This is a genomic window from Arthrobacter sp. efr-133-TYG-120 (assembly GCF_030209785.1).
In the GTDB taxonomy this organism is placed as follows: Bacteria; Actinomycetota; Actinomycetes; order Actinomycetales; family Micrococcaceae; genus Arthrobacter.
Map to the genome: position 1 here is coordinate 1 of NZ_JARVRI010000055.1, position 18066 is coordinate 18066.

15 protein-coding genes and 1 pseudogene are annotated in these 18066 nt (G+C 63.9%); 6 read left to right on the forward strand and 10 right to left on the reverse strand.

The window, feature by feature from the left end:
- Together QRN51_RS23140 and QRN51_RS23145 are read left to right on the forward strand one after the other, a co-directional pair.
- Positions 1–857: HNH endonuclease (locus tag QRN51_RS23140; protein WP_284992062.1), on the forward strand; the 857-nt coding region annotated here is incomplete at its 5' end.
- Between the two features lie 125 nt (positions 858–982).
- A pseudogene (locus QRN51_RS23145) lies at positions 983–1342 on the forward strand (homocysteine S-methyltransferase family protein); the annotation flags it as partial.
- A gap of 13 nt (positions 1343–1355) precedes the next feature.
- On the opposite strand, the gene mctP reads toward QRN51_RS23145, so the two are convergent.
- From mctP to QRN51_RS23160, 3 genes are all read right to left on the reverse strand, one after another.
- A complete protein-coding gene (gene mctP, locus QRN51_RS23150) occupies positions 1356–3053 on the reverse strand; it encodes a monocarboxylate uptake permease MctP (protein WP_284992063.1) in 1698 nt (565 codons plus the stop codon).
- Positions 3050–3331 (reverse strand): DUF3311 domain-containing protein, encoded by a 282-nt coding sequence (locus QRN51_RS23155; protein WP_284992064.1) that lies wholly within the window; start codon positions 3329–3331, stop codon positions 3050–3052. Before QRN51_RS23155 ends, mctP begins: the two co-directional genes overlap by 4 nt.
- A 217-nt stretch (positions 3332–3548) precedes the next feature.
- Positions 3549–6038, reverse strand: coding sequence for a bifunctional YncE family protein/alkaline phosphatase family protein (locus QRN51_RS23160; protein ID WP_284992065.1), 2490 nt, complete (start codon positions 6036–6038; stop codon positions 3549–3551).
- 161 nt (positions 6039–6199) lie between these two features.
- Here QRN51_RS23160 and QRN51_RS23165 point away from each other — a divergent pair, with 161 nt between their 5' ends.
- Entirely contained in the window at positions 6200–8005 is a 1806-nt protein-coding gene (locus QRN51_RS23165; RefSeq protein ID WP_284992066.1) for a molybdopterin-dependent oxidoreductase, read from the forward strand.
- 26 nt (positions 8006–8031) lie between these two features.
- On the opposite strand, the gene QRN51_RS23170 is transcribed toward QRN51_RS23165, so the two are convergent.
- From QRN51_RS23170 to QRN51_RS23185, 4 genes are all read right to left on the reverse strand, one after another.
- Entirely contained in the window at positions 8032–9228 is a 1197-nt protein-coding gene (locus QRN51_RS23170; protein WP_284992067.1) for a type II toxin-antitoxin system HipA family toxin, read from the reverse strand.
- Positions 9228–9425, reverse strand: coding sequence for a helix-turn-helix transcriptional regulator (locus tag QRN51_RS23175; protein WP_284992068.1), 198 nt, complete (start codon positions 9423–9425; stop codon positions 9228–9230). Before QRN51_RS23175 ends, QRN51_RS23170 begins: the two co-directional genes overlap by 1 nt.
- Positions 9426–9607: 182 nt before the next feature.
- Positions 9608–9931 (reverse strand): DUF6221 family protein, encoded by a 324-nt coding sequence (locus tag QRN51_RS23180; RefSeq protein ID WP_284992069.1) that lies wholly within the window; start codon positions 9929–9931, stop codon positions 9608–9610.
- Positions 9932–9978: 47 nt separating this feature from the next.
- Complete coding sequence (locus QRN51_RS23185; protein ID WP_284992070.1) at positions 9979–11373, reverse strand: ammonium transporter; 1395 nt, start codon at positions 11371–11373, stop codon at positions 9979–9981.
- 383 nt (positions 11374–11756) lie between these two features.
- Here QRN51_RS23185 and QRN51_RS23190 point away from each other — a divergent pair, with 383 nt between their 5' ends.
- From QRN51_RS23190 to QRN51_RS23200, 3 genes are all read left to right on the forward strand, one after another.
- Positions 11757–12494, forward strand: a complete 738-nt coding sequence (locus QRN51_RS23190; protein WP_284992071.1) for a glutamine amidotransferase — start codon at positions 11757–11759, stop codon at positions 12492–12494.
- Between the two features lie 28 nt (positions 12495–12522).
- On the forward strand, positions 12523–12828 hold the full coding sequence (locus QRN51_RS23195; RefSeq protein WP_059389390.1) for a putative quinol monooxygenase: 306 nt from the start codon (positions 12523–12525) through the stop codon (positions 12826–12828).
- 173 nt (positions 12829–13001) lie between these two features.
- Positions 13002–13952, forward strand: coding sequence for a serine hydrolase (locus tag QRN51_RS23200; protein ID WP_284992072.1), 951 nt, complete (start codon positions 13002–13004; stop codon positions 13950–13952).
- 296 nt (positions 13953–14248) lie between these two features.
- Here the strand turns inward: QRN51_RS23200 and QRN51_RS23205 are convergent, their stop codons facing one another.
- From QRN51_RS23205 to hutU, 3 genes are all read right to left on the reverse strand, one after another.
- Complete coding sequence (locus QRN51_RS23205; RefSeq protein ID WP_284992073.1) at positions 14249–14890, reverse strand: hypothetical protein; 642 nt, start codon at positions 14888–14890, stop codon at positions 14249–14251.
- Between the two features lie 334 nt (positions 14891–15224).
- On the reverse strand, positions 15225–16688 hold the full coding sequence (locus QRN51_RS23210) for an aromatic amino acid ammonia-lyase (RefSeq protein WP_284992074.1): 1464 nt from the start codon (positions 16686–16688) through the stop codon (positions 15225–15227).
- An 81-nt stretch (positions 16689–16769) separates the two neighbouring features.
- On the reverse strand, positions 16770–18066 hold a 1297-nt coding region (gene hutU / locus QRN51_RS23215), incomplete at its 5' end, for a urocanate hydratase (protein ID WP_284992075.1).

Below are 18066 nucleotides of genomic sequence, written 5' to 3' on the forward strand. Positions count from 1 at the left end.
TGCGCCCGGCCCCGGACACCATGACCTACCTGACCGCCCTGCTTCCCGTCGCCCAAGGCGTGGCCGTGCACGCGGCCCTGACCCGGCACGCCGACACCCTGCGCTCAACCGGGGACACCCGGACCCGGGGGCAGATCATGGCCGACGCGCTCGTCGAACGCACCACCGGCACCCCCGGCGGGATCAGCGGGGTTGAGGTCCAGCTCGTCATGACCGACCGCACCCTCTTCCAAGGCGAGAGCGAACCGGCCCGGCTCCCCGGCTACGGGATCGTGCCCGCGGGTTGGGCGAGGACACTGCTCGCCGAAGGACCCGGCAGCAGGCGCGGCCAAACCGAACCCGGGCAGGACCTAGCTGGCGGGTCCGGGGACCCCGATCTCAAAGTCTGGCTCCGCCGCCTCTTCACCGCCCCCGGGACCGGGGAACTGGTCGCCACGGATTCCAGGGCCCGGCTGTACCCGGCAGGGATGCGGCGCTTCATCCAGGCCCGCGACGACACCTGCCGCACCCCATACTGCGACGCACCGATCCGGCACTTCGACCACATCATCCCCTGGCACGACAACGGCCCCACCACCCTCGCCAACGGGGCGGGCCTGTGCGAAGCCTGCAACCACACCAAAGAACTCAACGGCTGGACAGCACAAACCAGACCAGCAAAAACCAGGACAGCAAGAACCAGCCCCGGGACACGGCATGTCCTCGACATCCTCACCCCCACCGGACATACCTACCGATCCACAGCACCACCCCTGCCAGGAACGCGTTTGAACGGAGACCCGCCCGTCATGGCGGCACACTATTTCGGGGACCTGTTTAGCCGGCGCCACCAACGCGAACTACGCCAACCAGCCTAGGCAAACAAACCCGGCAGAAGGATCGTAGGCTCAAGCTATGGAAAGCAAGGGCAGCCGCAGCGCCAGCTTGTCGTGCCTGCTCGATTCGGGTGCAAACCTGACAGTGGATGGTGCTCTCGCCACCGGAGTATCGGGGCGACTACGTCCTCACCCAGCGCGAGTTCAAGGAGTTCCACCGGCCGCGCATCGGGGCGCTCGTGGGGGCGGAGGTGGACCTGCTGGCCTGTGAGACACTGCCTTCCTTCGCGGAGGCTGAGGCCCTGCGCGATGCCACGGATAAGCCGCTGATCGCATACCCCAACTCGGGCGAAAGCTATGACGCCGCCACCAAGACGTGGAGACCCGGCGCCAGCGGGTCCGGCGGTCCGTCGAGCCTCGCCGAGGGGGTTAGCGCCTGGCACGACCTCGGGGCCCGCCTCATTGGCGGGTGCTGCCGGACGACGCCGGGGGATATCGCTGCTGTGGCGATCTCGATGAAGCGCTAGCGCACAGATCCACTCAGAACGCTGGACCTCCCGTTTCGCCCAGTGGGTACTCGCGTTGGAGTTGGGCAACCTTGGGATCGTCCTCGTCAGCCCCGTAGTCCGAGTTCCGGGTGATGTCCTTCCCGTCGGGGAGCTTCATCGCGCGGAAGACCAGCGATAGGACGGCAGCAACAATGAGGTTGATGGCAAACGCGACGACCGCGATGTAGACCTGCACATTGGTGCCCGGGATGGCTGCGATGGAGCCGCCGAAGTTAGCCTTCGTCACGGGGTTGACCACGTTGTATGCAGCGACGGTGCCGTAGATGATCCCGGCGACCCACCCTGCGAACAGCGCCCAGCGGTGGAACCATCGGGTGTAGAGCCCAGCCACGATCGCCGGGAAGGTCTGCAGGATCCATATACCGCCGAGGAGCTGCATATTGATGGCGGCGGACTGGTCCATGGCGATGACGAAGATCAGCGCCCCGAACTTCACCACGAGCGAGGCGATCTTGGAGACTTTCGCTTCCTGCCGCGGGTCGGCGTCGGGCCGGATCAGGTCGCGGTAGATATTGCGGGTGAACAGGTTGGCGGCAGCGATCGACATGATGGCGGCCGGGACCAAGGCGCCGATGGCGATAGCCGCCAAAGCGATCCCTGCAAACCACGAGGGGAAGTTGTCCAGGAACAACTGCGGAACTACAAGCTGTGGATTGACGGCACCGTTCAGGTCAATCGGCTTGGTGCCCGCAGAGATGGCCGCGTAACCCAGGAGGGCAAGGAATCCCAGCATGAGCGAATACAGCGGAAGGACCGCGGCGTTCTTGCGGATGGTGTTCCTGCTCTTCGTCGCCAGGACTCCAGTGACCGAGTGCGGGTACATGAACAACGCCATGGCCGAGCCAAGGGCCAGCGTCCAGTACGCGGAATAGCTGGCGGCACCCGGGATGAAGACGCCGGCGGGCTTGCCTGTGGCCGGGCTGACGGCGTCGAGTTTCGTCTGGGCTGCACCGAAGATGTTGTCCCAGCCCCCGAACTTGATCGGCAGGTAGATCACAGCGACGATGACCGCGAGGTAGATCAGGAGGTCCTTCACGACGGCGATGAGCGCCGGCGCCCGAAGGCCCGAGGTGTAGGTGTAGGCGGCCAAGACCACGAATGCGATGATCAGCGGTAAGTCAGTCAGCAGCACATTCTGCGCGCTGCCGAGGCCCAACACCGTGAGCACGGCTTTGATGCCAACCAGTTGCAGCGCGATGTAGGGCATGGTGGCCACAATGCCAGTAAGAGCCACCGCAACCGTCAGCGCCCTGCTGCCATAGCGCCCGCCAACGAAGTCCGCCGGCGTGACGAAGCCATGCCGGTGCGAGACCGACCACAAACGGCTCATCAACAGGAAGACGATCGGGTAGAGCACGATCGTGTACGGCACCGCGAAGAAACCGCTCACGGCGCCAGTGGCCCACATCGCCGCCGGCACCGCCACGAACGTGTAGGCCGTGTAGAGGTCCCCGCCCAGGAGGAACCACGTCACCCAGGTTCCGAAACCGCGGCCACCGAGGCCCCACTCATCGAGACTGTGCAGGCCCGTTTCCTTGCCCGCGCGCCAACGCGCCGCGAAGAAGCCCAGCACCGCCACCAGGATAAAGAGCACGACGACGACGGTGAGCGCGACGCCGTTGACGGGCCGATCCCCCGTGGTCGCCAGAGGGACGGCGAGCCCGCTCATTGTTCTTCCTCCCGAGTGCGTGCGCCCCGCGCGACCTCGCGGCGGCGACGGTCTTCCTTGGTTACCAGCCGGTAGGAGACGCCCACCATGGCCGCGGTGATCGGAACCCAGAGCATTTGGTACCAGTAAAAGAACGGCATACCTGCGAGCCGCGGCTGGTCAATCGAATACGCCGGGACGAACAGCGGAACCAGAATGGAGATGGCCAGCAGGATTCCGGCCGCAATATACGGACCGGGCCTTGCGGGCCCCCGGGTTGGCACATCGGGAGTTGACATGGACGCCTCCTCGTAGAGACGGCCCCCGGAGCGGGATGGGCTTCCCGGGACGTGCCGGTGGCCTGGCGGACCATATTTGTACCGGTCCATCAACAGAATAGATTCTGGACTAATTCTTTGACAGGGGAGTGTGCCCGTTTTTTATCCAAGGCTCAGCGCAGGCGCGGCGAAGGGCGGCCACCCGATTCTGGTGACCGCCCTGCCAAAGAGGATCTGGCTAGCCGTCAGGATCCTTCGCAGCCGGCTGGCTGCTGGAACCGGAGCCGATCACGCTGTGTTGGGGTTCGGGCATCTTCGAGTCAGCACCGTTCACTGACTGCCAGATGGACTTATTGAACAGCTGCTCATCGATCTTGTCTTCGGTGGCAGTGTCCTGGGTGGCCACCTGCGGGGCCATCGGAGCGTTTGCCCCGTTGACGGTGGTCATGTCGTAGCTGGGCTTGAGCGCGGTGTACGGCGTGTTGTCAGGCTTGGCCGTGAACGATGCGTTCATGGGAGTGGCGAACGCGTCGAACTGGGTCAGCGGACCGATGCCGGCAATGAGGCCGATGGTACGGACCATTGACGCCGTGCTGTAGAAGGTCGAATCGACTTTCCCTGTCTGGGTGTAGGGGCTGATGGCCAGCGCCAAGGTGCGGTGCGCATCCACATGGTCCGGGCCGTTCTGAGCGTCATCCTCCGTGACGAAGATGGCGGTGTCCTTCCAGGCGGAAGAGTGGGACACGGTGTCCACCAGCTTGCCGAGCGCGTAGTCGTTGTCCGCGACATAAGCCTTTGGCGTGGGGGCGCCAACACGGGTGGCTTGGGTGTGGTCATTCGGCAGGCGCACGAACTGGACCGTGGGAACCGTTCCGGATGTCACTTGGGACTGGAAGTCGTTGGCCCATTCTTCAATACGTGGGGTACCGCAGCCAGGCTTCAGCGGCGCGAACGATCCCGCCGAATCAGGGCAGTTCAGGTCGTAACCGTGGTAGTTGTGGTCGGTCTGCGCATCCAGGACGGGGTCCGCGGCGTTGAACGTGCCGGCATTATTGGAAACGTAGAAGCCGTAGTTGCGGAAACTGACGCCTGCCTTGGCGAGCCGCTGCCAGACATACGTGTTGTCAGGCTGTTGGGCCGCGATTTCAGGGGCATTTCCTTCGCTGGGATACGGTGCCTTGCGACCCGAGTAGTTGGCCGGCCACATCTGCTCGGCGTACGGGTTCGAGTTGGCAGAGGCCACCCAATTCCATCCGTTGGCGCTCACTTCAGCATCGGCGTAGAAGTTGTCAATGGTGGTGAACTTCTTGGAGAGGGCCCGCATATTCGGTGCGGACTCATCGCCGAAGAGGTTCAGTGAGGGATCCCCGTTGCCCTTGCCGAGGCTCCCAAGCACCTGGTCGTAGGTGCGGTTTTCCTTGACCACGTAGATCACGTGTTTGATGGGACTCTCTTGACCCGGTTGGCGCGGGATGATGTTGCCGCCGGCGGTGTCCGGGCGATTGTTGTTTTTGACCTGCTCGGTGGCCTTCTGCAGCTGACCGCCCTCCGGCACGCTGAAACTGCTCAGTGTGCCAACGATCATCGATCCGCTGTACTGGTTTTCGGCGGCCGGAGCGGTTGACTCGGGGTTTGGGTGGCCAGGTCCGTTGTTTGGCCCGGCGCCTAGCCCTTTCGCGTTGGTGACATGCAATGTCCCGTCGCTGAAGGCCAGCGAACTCGGGTACCAGCCCACGGGTACCATACCAGCGACTGCCTTCTGGGCGAGGTCGACGACGGCGACGTCGTTGTTACCGGAGTTGCTCACGAACAGGCGGTGGCCGGCTTCGTCCAAGGCCAGTCCGGTGGGATTGGTCCCCACCGGTGCGCCCGTTTCAGGTGCGACGCTGATATTCGTGCTTGTACCGGCGGCGGTGTCGACAACCGAGACGGTGTCGTCGTCGCCGTTGGCAACGTAAAGCGTGTGGCCGTCCTTCGACAGGACGGATTTGTTGGGATGGAGACCCACCGTGACGGTGCGGGAAACCTTCGGTTCGGCGCCTGTAATGTCCACCGCGGAGATGTCCGAGGCGCCCTGGTTGGTGACGAACGCCGTCGTGCCGTCCGGGGAAACGGCGACCGAAAGCGGCCGGTGACCGGCCGGCGTCGTCGAGACGTTTCCGGTGGCGAGGTCGACGACGGACACGGCGTCAGCGAGCTGATCTGCGACAACCAGTCGCTTGCCGTCGGGCGTGATCGCCAATCCGGCCGGAAAGAGATTGACTGCCTTGCCCGCGGGCGTCGTGGTGGGCAGCTGGATGGGCGCCCCTTCGGCCAGCTTGCCGCCGGAGTAGCCGTAGGTGCGGATCTTGGAGTTTGCTGCCGCGCTGGCGTAAAGCTTGGTGCCGTCGGGGCTCCACGCCAAGCCCATGTAGAGGGATTCCGGGGACTTGTAGGAGATGGTCTGGTCTACCTCGTGGTCTGCGAGATCCACGAGTTGCAGCGACTGCGTACCTTGACCGTTGTTCGTGACGGCGAGCCGCTTGCCGTCGGGGGAGATGGCGGAGTTCAGCGGGAGGTCCCCAAGTGAGGTCTGCTGTCCGGTCGGCGTGACGCGCATGCCGATTGGAGTGACTGCCGTTCCGTCCTCGTGGGGGCCGGCGAAGGTGGAGACCGCCGCGAACGCAGCGCTGCCGACCAGCACACAAGACAATGTTCCGATGATGACCGGGATTGTTTTGAATTTCATGGTCCCAAAGCTAGGAGCCCTGAAACACGTTGGTCCGACTCGCAGGGAACCATCAGCTAAATCATCAGTGAACTGATGAAGCGGGGCGGGACAGTGTGGATTCGCCAAGGGCGACGATCCAGTTTCATCATCCAACCCCGCCGGGGTCTAGGCTCGGCCTCATGACAGCTGACAAACCGATGCCGCAGGATCCGATGCAGGACCCGCAGCGGAGGGGTCCGACGTCGCAAGCCGGACCCGGTGCCGAGGGCAGCTTCCGGAGTGAATTGAAGCGCGGGGAGGACGTCATCGACCCGATGACCTTCGCCGGTTCGCTTCCGCAGGATCGCGGCATCGCCCCGCGTGTTCGGATCAGCCCCACCAAGTGGTTCAATCTGCTCTGGTTGATTCCGATCGGCTTCGTGCTGCTCATCGTCGCGGTCGCCGTCGCGAAAGGGATCCGCGGGCTGCCCCCCGTCGAGTCGTTCCTGAAGACCTATCCGGGAGCCTCAAAGCTGCCGGAGGGCGCCCCCGTCGGCTTTCCAGCCTGGCTGGGGTGGCAACACTTCCTCAACATGTTCTTCCTGATCTTCATCATCCGTTCGGGTGCACAGATACTCACGGACCACCCGCGACTGTATTGGACGCGACATTCGACGCCGGGACGGGATTGGTTCCGGGTACAGAAGCCAGTACCCGAAGATCCACTGTGGACGGCTAAGAAGGATTCGATCAGCCTCCCTCTGCAGGTCGGCCTGCCGGGGCTACGGCACTCGATCGGGCTCGCGCGCTGGTGGCACCTTGGGATAGACACGCTATGGCTGGTCAACGGAGTCGTCTTTTTCGTGCTGTTGTTCGCGACGGGCCAGTGGATGCGCGTGGTCCCGCTGAGCTGGGACGTCATCCCCAACTCGATCTCGGTTGTCATCCAATACCTCTCCTTGGAATGGCCTACCGAGAGCGGATGGACCAACTACAACAGCCTGCAACTGATCGCCTACTTCATCACGATCTTCATCGCTGCACCCCTGGCCCTCATCACCGGGCTAGGCATGTCCCCGGCGCTCTCCACGCGGTTTCGGCGTATCAGCTCGGTCTTCAACATCCAGATGGCACGTTCCTTGCACTTCCTGGTGCTGTGCTGGTTCCTGTTGTTCATCGTCCTTCACGTGGCTCTGGTTCTCACTACCGGGGCGCTGGAGAACCTCAACCACATGTACGCGGGGCGCAACGACCAGTCTTGGACGGGGTTCTGGATTTTCGCTGCCTCGATGGTGGTCATCATCGTCGGCTGGGTCGCTGCTACTCCGCTCACCATTCGGCATCCGCGGCTCGTCCAGAGGGCCGGTTACGCCCTTATCGGCCCGGCACAGCGGTTGTTCGAGCACATCGACTCACGCCCGGGGCAGTACACGGAGAAGGACATCTCGCCGCGCCTCTGGCTGAACGGCCAGTATCCCGAATCCGACGAGTACAAGAATCTCTTTGACAACGATTTCCGGGACTACCGCTTGCGCATCAACGGGCTCGTGGGCAATCCGGTCGAGTTGAGCCTCGCCGAGCTGCGAGCAATGGATTACCACGAGCAGATTACGCAACACTTCTGCATCCAGGGCTGGTCGGGAGTAGCCAAATGGGGAGGGGTGTCGATGCAGGCCATCCTCGACTTGGTCAAGCCGGCACCCGAAGCAAAGTGGGTGGTGTTCTATTCGTTGGGTGAGGGGCCGGATGAGGGCGACTACTACGATGCGCATCCGATCGAGCAGATGGGCTATCAGCTCACCATGCTCGCCTATGACATGAACGGCGCGCCGCTGTCGTACGGACACGGGGCGCCACTTCGGCTGCGCAACGAAGTGCAGCTCGGCTTCAAGATGGTCAAATGGATCAAGGGCATCGAGTTCGTAGCGGACTTCTCCGACGTGGGTGGCGGATTCGGCGGCTACAACGAAGACCACGAGTTCTTCGGATACCGGCAGTCGATCTAGCAGGCCTCAGAGTGTGGGTGCGCCAGTCAGCCCGCCAGCTCTCCTCTCCGGAACCTCAACTCCCGCAGGGCGCCTCGGAGCGGTGACCCGGTGAACGGTAGGTCCTCCAACTTGACCTTTCCAGAAGCTGACAGGGCCAATGCGTTGGCGCCGGCGGCGGCGCGTTGTGGTAGGCCGAGGGCTAACGCGAAATCGGCCCAGTGCTTCGCCTTGAGGTTTTTGGTTTTCCCGGACAACGGCAACGCAAGCGAGTCGTCTCCGTATAACAGCGTGCATGGAATGTCATAGATCGGGGCCATAACGAATCCTCCGTGCCGGTCCCCGAGGATCGAGAGATTCTTGGCATGGAGATCGCCGTTCCCGGTCAGCCAGGCAAAGACGAACTGCAGGTACAGATTGCGGCTTGCCACGAGTGGGGCCTTGCACTGCCCGGCCAGCGCAGCAGCGACGTCCTCCGACGTCACGGAATACTTGGAAGCCGGTGGCAGGCCCATGACCTGGGCTCCGTCTTCCATGGGCAGGCGCACCCAGGAGCGATCCTTGTCCTGCACGCGGTCGAAGCGTTCCACCAGCAACCCAGGCAGCCCGTGCATGTCAGCGATGATATGGCTCTTCGCTACAGGGATCTTGAGATCCTTGGCGGCGGAAAGGTGCAGCGCTTCGTTTACCAGCAAGTGTGCGTGGTTGGGTGGGTCGAGTTTGAGCAGATACCGCTGCCCCCGGAGAGACAATGGTGTGGTCAGCATGGAGGCACTTGCCTTGTCCTGCACTCCGGGGATGGCATGGCGGTCCACTGCATTGGCGAGGGCGGCAAAGTCCAATTCCTCGGGCCTGGATGTGTCGGCAAGGGGTGCCGGTTCGGTGGGAATTTCGCCGCTAGGGACCACTTGGACGTCTCCTGGCACGTCGGCGCCGACTGCGAGCAGGAGGGTGAGTTCGTCGTCGAAGCTGGTTTTGGTGGCGTCCCTGAGCACGCTCAGCCGATGCCCCTCCGGCAGCAGGCCCGCGAAGAACGGCGGAAGAGCGCCAGCGGGAGTCTCGACGGGATGGTCCGTCACGGGCAGCGAACTGGCAACCGCAGGCAAACCGGATGTCAGGTACTCCGCCGCGTAGGAAAAACTGACCCCGCCTTGGCCAGTGCGGGCAAGGTGGCCCGCCAGGACGCCGCCTTTGTGAACGTCCGCTGCACGAACGAACTTCAACTCCTCGAAATCGTCGGCCATCAGACTGCTGCCATGTGCAGGCCGACGGCGTTGGCTACGGCCACGACGGCCCCCAGTGAAGGATTTCCGGTTGCAGTCTCAATCGCCCGCACGGTCCTTTCGGAAGTCCCGGCAAGGTCGGCAAGGTCAGCTTGCGTGATTCCAGCCTCTTTGCGGGCTTTCCGGATGGTGGCCGCAATCGCCGCTAGGTCTTCCACGAGTCTCCGATGATCCGGCACGATGTTGCCGATTTGACAGTATTCTTGGTCAATTCTGAACCATTTTGCCAAGATCGGCAAGATGCTGCCGAAAGTAATGATTTTGCTTGTTGTGAAGCCGTTAAAACCTCATTTCGGCAAGATCTTGCCGATGTCCACCCAACGCGCCTCGCGTCCGCCAGCTACGTCCCCGCCAGCCATTCCGGTTCGAAGTCCGGATGGTCCGAATAGGGCAGCGCGAGGGCATTCAGAGATTTCGTGGTCCATTCGATCGATTCCGGGATCCACTGGGGGGTGTCCCCAAGCGTGCCGCGAACCATCGTGGCCAGGGCCGTCTGCCGTGCGGATTCCACGATGCTGAGCAGCCTTCTTTTTGATTCGCATTCCAGGAGAAGACGTCGCTCGTACCATTTGCCCGCCTCGGAGACGGAACGGTCGCCAAGGAGTTTCCGCGCCGCAGCCTCGTCCTCTTTCAGGCGGTCCGAGAGGAAATCGACGATATCCACAAGTTGAGCGTACGCGTCCCTTGCAGTGGCGGAAATGCCCGCCTCGCCTAAGCCGGGTCGGTTTGCTTTTCGCGCTGGAGCTCGACGGCGGCGGCGGGCGACGAGGCGACGGCGGCGGCACGGGCTGAAACCGGGGCGGCGGTGGCTCGGGCGGCAACCGGGATGTTGACGAGGGGGAGGGCAGCAACGTGCGGGATGGCGTTGAAATGGCTCCGGGACATGCTGCCGAACTCGTAGGCGGTCTCGGCGTGCTCGGACAAGTCCACGCCAGCCACCTCGGCTTCGTGGCTGACCCGGAATCCAACGGTCTTGTGGATGACCAGGGCGATGATCGCCGTCATGATTCCAGATACTGCAAGGGTGACCAGAATGGCGACGATCTGCGCCACGAGCTGCTGGAGTCCGCCTCCGTAAAACAGTCCTCCGCCCTTGCCGTTTACCGGCAGCGCGATGAATCCGAGCGCGAGCGTGCCCACGAGCCCGCCACCAAGGTGGACGCCCACGACGTCGAGGGAGTCATCGAAGCCGAACTTGTGTTTCAGGTCGACAAACACGGCGCAGGCTGCGCCGGCCACCAGACCCAGGCCAAGGGCTGCGGCAGGAGCCACGTTGGCGCAGGCCGGAGTGATAGCCACGAGGCCGGCAACGACGCCGGATGCGGCGCCCAAGGATGTGGGGTGGCCGTGCCGGATCTTCTCGGTGACCAACCAGCTGAGCATGGCACCAGCCGGGGCTACAAGGGTGTTGACCCAGATCAAGCCGGCCTGCGCCGACGTCGTGGCCGCGCCGGCGTTGAAACCGAACCAACCGAACCACAAGAGCCCGGCGCCAAGCATGATGAAGGGGAGGTTGTGCGGGCGGTGGTTCGGGTCTTTTCCAAAGCCGTGCCGCTTGCCCAGGATCAACGCTAGGACAAACGCGGCAGCGCCGGAGCTGATTTCCACCACTGTGCCACCTGCGAAGTCAATCACCTGGCCGAAGACCGAGCTGATGGCTCCGCCGGGGCTGAGCAGGCCGCCGCCCCAGACCATGAAAGCCAAGGGACAGTACACGAGGGTGATCCAGATGGGGACGAAGATGACCCAGGAAGTGAATTTGGCGCGGTCGGCGATAGCGCCGCTGATCAACGCCACGGTGACGATGGCGAACGTAGCGCTGAAGCCGAGCTTGATGAGATCGGTGGAACCGACCAAGTCCGCCGAGCCGAAGCTGCTGAACGGGTTACCGAAGATCCCCAGTACGCTCTTGCCGCTGATCATCGAGTAGCCCCACAGGATCCACACGGCGCCTACGATTCCCGCGGAGATGAAGCTCATCATGATCATGTTGAGGGAGGCCTTGGCCCGGGTCATGCCGCTGTAGAAGAGGCCGAGTGCCGGGGTCATGAGCAGTGCAAGTGCCGCCGACACCATCACCCAAACGTTTTCCGCAGTGATATCCACGTGCGTTTCCCTTCTTATCGGAATGCCTAGGAGGGCCGCCGTAGCGTGGCCCCGTTCTTCCCCTGCCTAATATTTCCGGTTCCGTGTTTCAAGCAATGCGAGGAAAAATTGCGGGGACGTTACATAACTTGCCTCGGCGTGAAGAACGCATGACGGGCATGTTTCGGGAATGTTAACGGCCCCCCGGCGCGGACGCGAGGCCACCTGGAGAGGGTGGCGAGGATCCCCGTGATTCCGCGGATTCCCGAGTCAACGGAGGTGAAATCCTTTCACCCGGCCGGAATTCGGGACATTTCTCGCACGTGAACGGCGGCTCACCGCCCCGAAAAGGATGTTTCAGCCGAACGCTGGCGCGTCACGGGTACCGGGAGCACACTTAGCCTGTGAAGCCGTTTCTCCTGCTCGCATCTCGCGCCGAAGACGCCGCCGCCGAGGAAGAGTACCAGGCGTATCTTCGTTTTGGAGGGCTCGCTCCCGAGCAGCTACAGCGCATCCGAATGGAGGCGGCGCCCCTGCCGCCGCTCAGGCTCTCCGACTATTCCGGCGTGATCGTGGGAGGCAGCCCCTTCACTTCGAGCGACCCGCCGGAGCACAAGAGCCCGGTCCAGAAACGGGTGGAGAAGGAACTTGCGCAATTGCTGGACACGATTGTTGCCGCTGACTTTCCCTTCCTGGGGGCCTGCTACGGAGTGGGAACCTTGGGACTTCACCAGGGGGCCGTGATTGACCGCACCTATGGTGAAGGACTCGGCGGGGTAACCATCAAACTCACAGCGGAGGGCATCCAGGACCCGCTCCTCCAAGGCATATCCGAGCGCTTTGTCGCCTTTACCGGCCATAAGGAAGCCTGCACGGTCCTGCCGGGGCACGCGGTGTTGCTGGCTGGTTCGGCCGCCTGCCCGGTGCAGATGTTCCGGATCAAGAAGAACCTTTATGCCACTCAATTCCATCCGGAGCTCGACGCCGAAGGCCTCGTCACACGGATCGACACCTATCGCCACGCCGGATACTTCCCGCCTGAGGCTGCTGAGCAGCTGATGGCCGACGCCCGGAAGATCACCGCGACCGAACCAATGAAGATCCTCGGCAACTTTGTCCGCCGGTACGCGATTCCCCAATAACGTCGGAGGAATGAAGCACAATGGGCCCATGACTTTTGCAAACGTAGGAAGCCTCGGCACGAAACCCGGCCAACGCGACGCCGTTGTATCCATCCTGCTCAGACCGAAACCGGAGCTCCGGGGCGCGGGCTGCCTCCTCTATGAGGTGGGCGTCAACGAAGAATCGCCGGACACGGTCTTTGTCTGCGAACTCTGGGAATCGGCGGAAGCACACCAAGGTTCGCTGAAGCTGGACAGCGTCCGGGCCGCGATAAGTGAGGCAATGCCATTGCTGTCCGGTGAGATGGGCGGCACCCGGTTCACGGTATTGGGCTCGCCGATCCGTGACGCCTGATATTCACCCAGGCGACACGTGGCTGATGGACAGGATTTTCATAGCTCTCACATAGCTGCGGTAGCTACGGTTGGTTCATTATGGAAGAGCGAGAGCCCCGTCGTCCCGGCCAAGGGTCCGGACGAAAGAGAAGTCGGTGGAACAGCTGGAGTCCCCGCCGACGTCGATCGGCCTTGCTGACAGCCTTCGCCGCCATTCTGGCCTTGACCCTGACGGCCACGGTCTACTCGGCTGCGCACGCCCGCTCATCCGTCTCCCGAACCGTGTCGGCGGTAGCCAGCGCCACGCCGTCGGCAGCTGTTCCAACCGCCTCCCCGACGGCAGCGGCCCCGACGACGGCAGCCGCCGCACCGCCGTCGACCGCGGCCGAGACTCCGAGCGCCGCCCCAGCCGTCGCCGCTCCCGCAGCCGCAGCGCCGGCCGCGCCGGCTACCGGCGTGACTCCCGCGTTGGACTCGGAGATCAACGCCATCATCGACGCGAACAGCCAGTACCAGATCGGCGTCACCCTGATCGACCTGTCCGATGGCTCAAGCCATCAGTACGGGGTCCAGGCGCCGTTCGAGGCAGCAAGCACCGCAAAGGTCCTGGCTGCCGCCGCGTACTATCACCTCGTCGAAACGGGCGCAGTGTCCCTTGACGATCCCTTGGGCGACTATACGGCTGGATTCCAGATCAAAGAGATGATCCAGGACAGCGACAACGACTCCTGGTCCTTGATCATGGACGCGGTTGGCTTTTCGGAACTCCAGTCCTATGCCGCATCGATCGGCGTCAGCTATGACCCCATGAACAACACGCTGACTCCAAGCGAAATGGCAAGCATCATGGCCGGGCTCTATGGCGGGAAGCTGTTGAACCAGCAAGACACCGCACAGCTTTTGTCCTACATGCAGAACACAAACTACGAATCGCTCATCCCCGCCGCGGTGCCAGCCGGAATCACTGTTTTCCACAAGTACGGACTGCTCGACGACGAACTCCACGACGCCAGCATCCTCACCAACGGGACCAACTCCTACGCCTTCGTGGTCTACACCAAAGGCCAGGACGAGAGCGATATCCCGGCCCGCACCGACATCTTCCACCAGCTCACCCAGGCCGTGGTGAACGCCCTGTTCTAAAGGGAGGCGTTCCTACCTTCAGCATCATGACGCCGGCCGTGCAGTCAGATTGACTGCGCGGCCGGCGTCCTTGTTCCCTTATGGGCGCTGAGCGCCTGTCGCGATGCTATCTATATACCTCCCTTCTGCATGGGGTCGGGCCAATTTCCTATGATCCGGCCGGTTGATGTCTTCGTGGCCCGGATTGCGTGGTTGCTACTGGTTTGGACTTGCATTGTCTTTCTCCTGACTGAGACTTGGTCCCGCGCTGTTTAGCGCAGATGGTCGTGCCTGCCACGGGGACAGGGTTGACCTGTTCAGTCGGGAGTTGACCCCGGATCGAACGCAGGTTCGGCTGCGGGGACTTGCCCACCGTCGGGGACGGGGCTGCTGTGGAGCGGTGGCGCCAGTGCACGTTGTTCAGGGAGGTCCGCCGCGCCGTTGGCGGCCGAGCCGCCTTGCGATTCCGACGTCGAGCCAGACTCTTGGGGCGGTGCCACCGGAGGGAGCTGTTTGCCGGGCGGAGGGCCGCCCGGAAGCTGAGGCATTTCCGTCGTCGCCAGCACTGCCGGGGGCAGGACAACAAGGTCGGCCAGAATGAATCCGGGGATCCGCATGCTCGTTGCCGCTCCGCGTCCGGGGGTTGGCAAAAGCGTGGGATATGCCAACGCGTGTTCGCTTTCGGCCCGAGCCCTCAACGGAACGCCCGGAACGGCGCCGATTGGAAGGCCTCGTCCCGGAGGATCCAGGACACCAGGCAATGGCGGCAATGGTGGCAATGGCGGCGGCAAGGCCGGCCCTGGAGGTAGTTGGGGTACTGAAGGCAGCCCGGGCAACGCCGGAATTGTGCCGACCACCGTATCAACCAAGGAGCTCGCGGGATCGGTGAGCGCGGTCACAAGGGGAGTCGCCGTGGAGCCGGGCAGTTGGCTGACCACGGTTCCGGGAAGGGCAGACACTTGCGTCGGACTAGGAATGGCGGACAACAGGCCGTGGGCCACTGGCCCGATCGGATCGGGCAACGGGGACGGGAGCAGGGAGGATGAAAGGGGAATGGTTGGAGCTGAGGGAACGGCAGGGACAGCCGGAATCGTCGGCAGGACGCTAGCTGCCTGCGAAGGACCGGCCAGCCATAGCAACCACGCCAATGCGCCAAAAACGGCGAGAAGAACGGGGCGAACCAAAGAAACGCGACGGCACCCCAGAGACCCAGCCAAACACGCCACCTCCCCAGTGCGGTGTTTGGATATTAAGGTACGCCCGTCCGGGGCGACAGTAAATAGCTAAGCACGCTTAGTGACCGAGCTCCGGAAGGATCGCCAGGTGGGACGCGGCATCGACGTCGGGGCGGAGATCCCGGTCCTGCACGTCGGCGGGCAACGATAGACCGGCGTCGAGGGCTTTTCGGAACCGAGGACTCGTAAATTCTCCTCGTGTCCTGCCCAGCAGCCTGAGCGCCCGCGATGCGCAAAGGAGTTCGATGCCAACCACCGTAGAAAGCGCCCGCACGGTGGAATCCATGCGGGAGCTGGCCACGCTCGCGAAGCTGGCATCCTCTTCGGCGCCCAACGAGAGCACCACCGTTTGCAGGCTCACGGGCTGGGCATTGGCCCGAATTCGGCCCACCGCTGCGGCTGCCACGTATTCCAGCATCATGACGCCGGACTGGCCGGCGTCGTCGCCCGCAAGGAATCGGTGCAGCCCCGTGTACGCCGGGTCGCAGAGCAAGCTGATCCTCCGAAGGTTCGTGGCGCACGCCGCACCGATGGCCAGTTCCAGGGCATCAATGCGGCGGGCGAGGCTGGTCATCTGGAAGAGGCCGTGGTGGGCTACTCCATTGCTGCCCTCCTCTGCGGAACCGAACACGAGGGGGTTTTCATGACCGGCCACAACCAAGCGTTCCAAAAGGGTACCGAGCGCGTCCAACTCCTCGACCACCGAGCCGAGGGCCTGAGGCAGGGTGCGCAAGCAGTACGGGTCTTGGATCCTCGCAGGCGCACCGCTGCCTTCCACGAGGCCGAGCAGAACCCCAGCCACCTCGGTGACTGCGGGCGAATCAGCTGCCCGCGCGACTTCAGGGCTCAATGCCTCGGGATTCCCGGACATTGCAGCGAAGGACAAGGCGCTCACCGTGGTCAGGTTTTCCACGAGCGTGGCGAGTCTTTGGTGGGCGAGTGTGGCCTGGGCGATAGTGAGCGCGCTGGAGCTGATGAAGGGAAGTGCGTCCTCGGTGGCCCAGGTTTCCAGCGGCGCGGGGACGTCCTTGCCCTCCATGGTGGGGCGCTCACCGAGGAGGGTCAGGGCCGTTCCCGCCAGCGCAGCCAGGTCCGCTGTGCCGATTCCGCCGAATTCCCGCACCTCCGGCAAAGCGTCGGCGTTGAGCATGTCCACCACTGCGTCGGCCACAGACGGGCTGATGCCGGACGAGCCCGCGGCAAGCTGGGAGAGCCTGATGACAAGCATGGCCCTGACGGTTTCCCGGTCAAGGACGCGTCCGGCGTCGACGGCATGGCTGCGCAAGAGGTTCAAGCCGTGGACGTTGGCGTCCTTGTTCGCGGCGTCCAGTGCCACGGAGCGGTTGGCCCCGACGCCTGTTGACCGCCCATAGACGGGTCGGGACAGTGCCGTCGCACGAGCGGACCGTTGGGATGCGGCCATCCGGTCAATCGCCGACGGCGCCAACGTCACCTTTGTTCCGCCACCTGCCACGGTCGCGATGTCGGCCAGCTGCAGCCGTTTGCCGTCGATTTCGATCATGGAAGTGATCCTTCCTCATCGATTGCTCCGTAGGTGTCGTTTTGGTGGGTCAAAACGACGGTTACGGAGCAATCAATGTATTTAAGGGTTCATGGGGATGCGGACGCCGCGTTCGTGGGCGACTTCGATGGCGCGTTCGTAGCCGGCGTCGGCGTGGCGGATGACGCCCATGCCGGGGTCGTTGGTGAGGAGGCGTTCGAGTTTCTGGGCGGCGAGCTCGGTGCCGTCGGCGACGGAGACCTGGCCGGTGTGGATGGAGCGGCCGATGCCCACGCCGCCGCCGTGGTGGATGGAGACCCAGGTCGCGCCGGAGGACGCGGCGGTCAGGGCGTTCAGCAGGGGCCAGTCGGCGATCGCGTCGGAGCCGTCCTTCATGGACTCCGTTTCCCGGTACGGGGAGGCGACGGAGCCGGAGTCCAGGTGGTCCCGGCCGATCACGATCGGGGCTTTGACCTTGCCCTCGGCGACGAGCTGGTTGAACAGCAGCCCGGCCTTGGCGCGTTCCCCGTAGCCCAGCCAGCAGATCCGGGCCGGGAGGCCTTCGAACTCGACGCGTTCGGCGGCGGCGTCGAGCCATTTGTGCAGGTGGGTGTTCTCCGGGAACAGTTCCTTGATCGCCTTGTCGGTGACGGCGATGTCTTCGGGGTCCCCGGAGAGCGCGACCCAGCGGAACGGGCCCAGTCCTTCGCAGAACAGCGGCCGGATGTAGGCCGGGACGAAGCCGGGGAACTCGAACGCCCGGCCGTAGCCGCCCTTGCGGGCCTCGTCGCGGATCGAGTTGCCGTAGTCGAAGACCTCGGCCCCGGCGTCCTGGAACTCGACCATGGCCTGGACGTGCCGGGCCATGGAGGCCTGGGCTTTCTTGGTGAACCCTTCCGGGTCCGCTTCGGCCTCGGCGTGCCACTCGTCCACGGTGATGCCTTCGGGCAGGTAGGAGAGCGGGTCGTGCGCGGAGGTCTGGTCCGTCACGACGTCGATGCTGATCTCCCCGGCCCGGTGGCGGGCCAGGAGTTCGGGGAAGACTTCGGCGGCGTTGCCCACGTAGCCGACGGACCAGCCGCGGCGCTCGGCCTTGGCGGCCTGGACTTTGGCGATCGCGGTGTCCAGGTCGGTTTCGACCTCGTCCAGGTAGCGCTTGCCGACCCGGCGGCGCAGCCGGGACTCGTCGACGTCCACGATCAGGCAGGCCCCGTCGTTCAGGGTCACCGCGAGCGGCTGGGCCCCGCCCATGCCCCCGCACCCGCCGGTCAGCGTCAGCGTCCCCGCCAGCGGGCCCTCCGTGGAACCCTCCGGGGCCGGCGCCGGGTGGCGGCCTGCGGCGGCGAGTTTGTTCCCGACGGCGGCGAAGGTCTCGTAGGTGCCCTGCAGGATGCCCTGG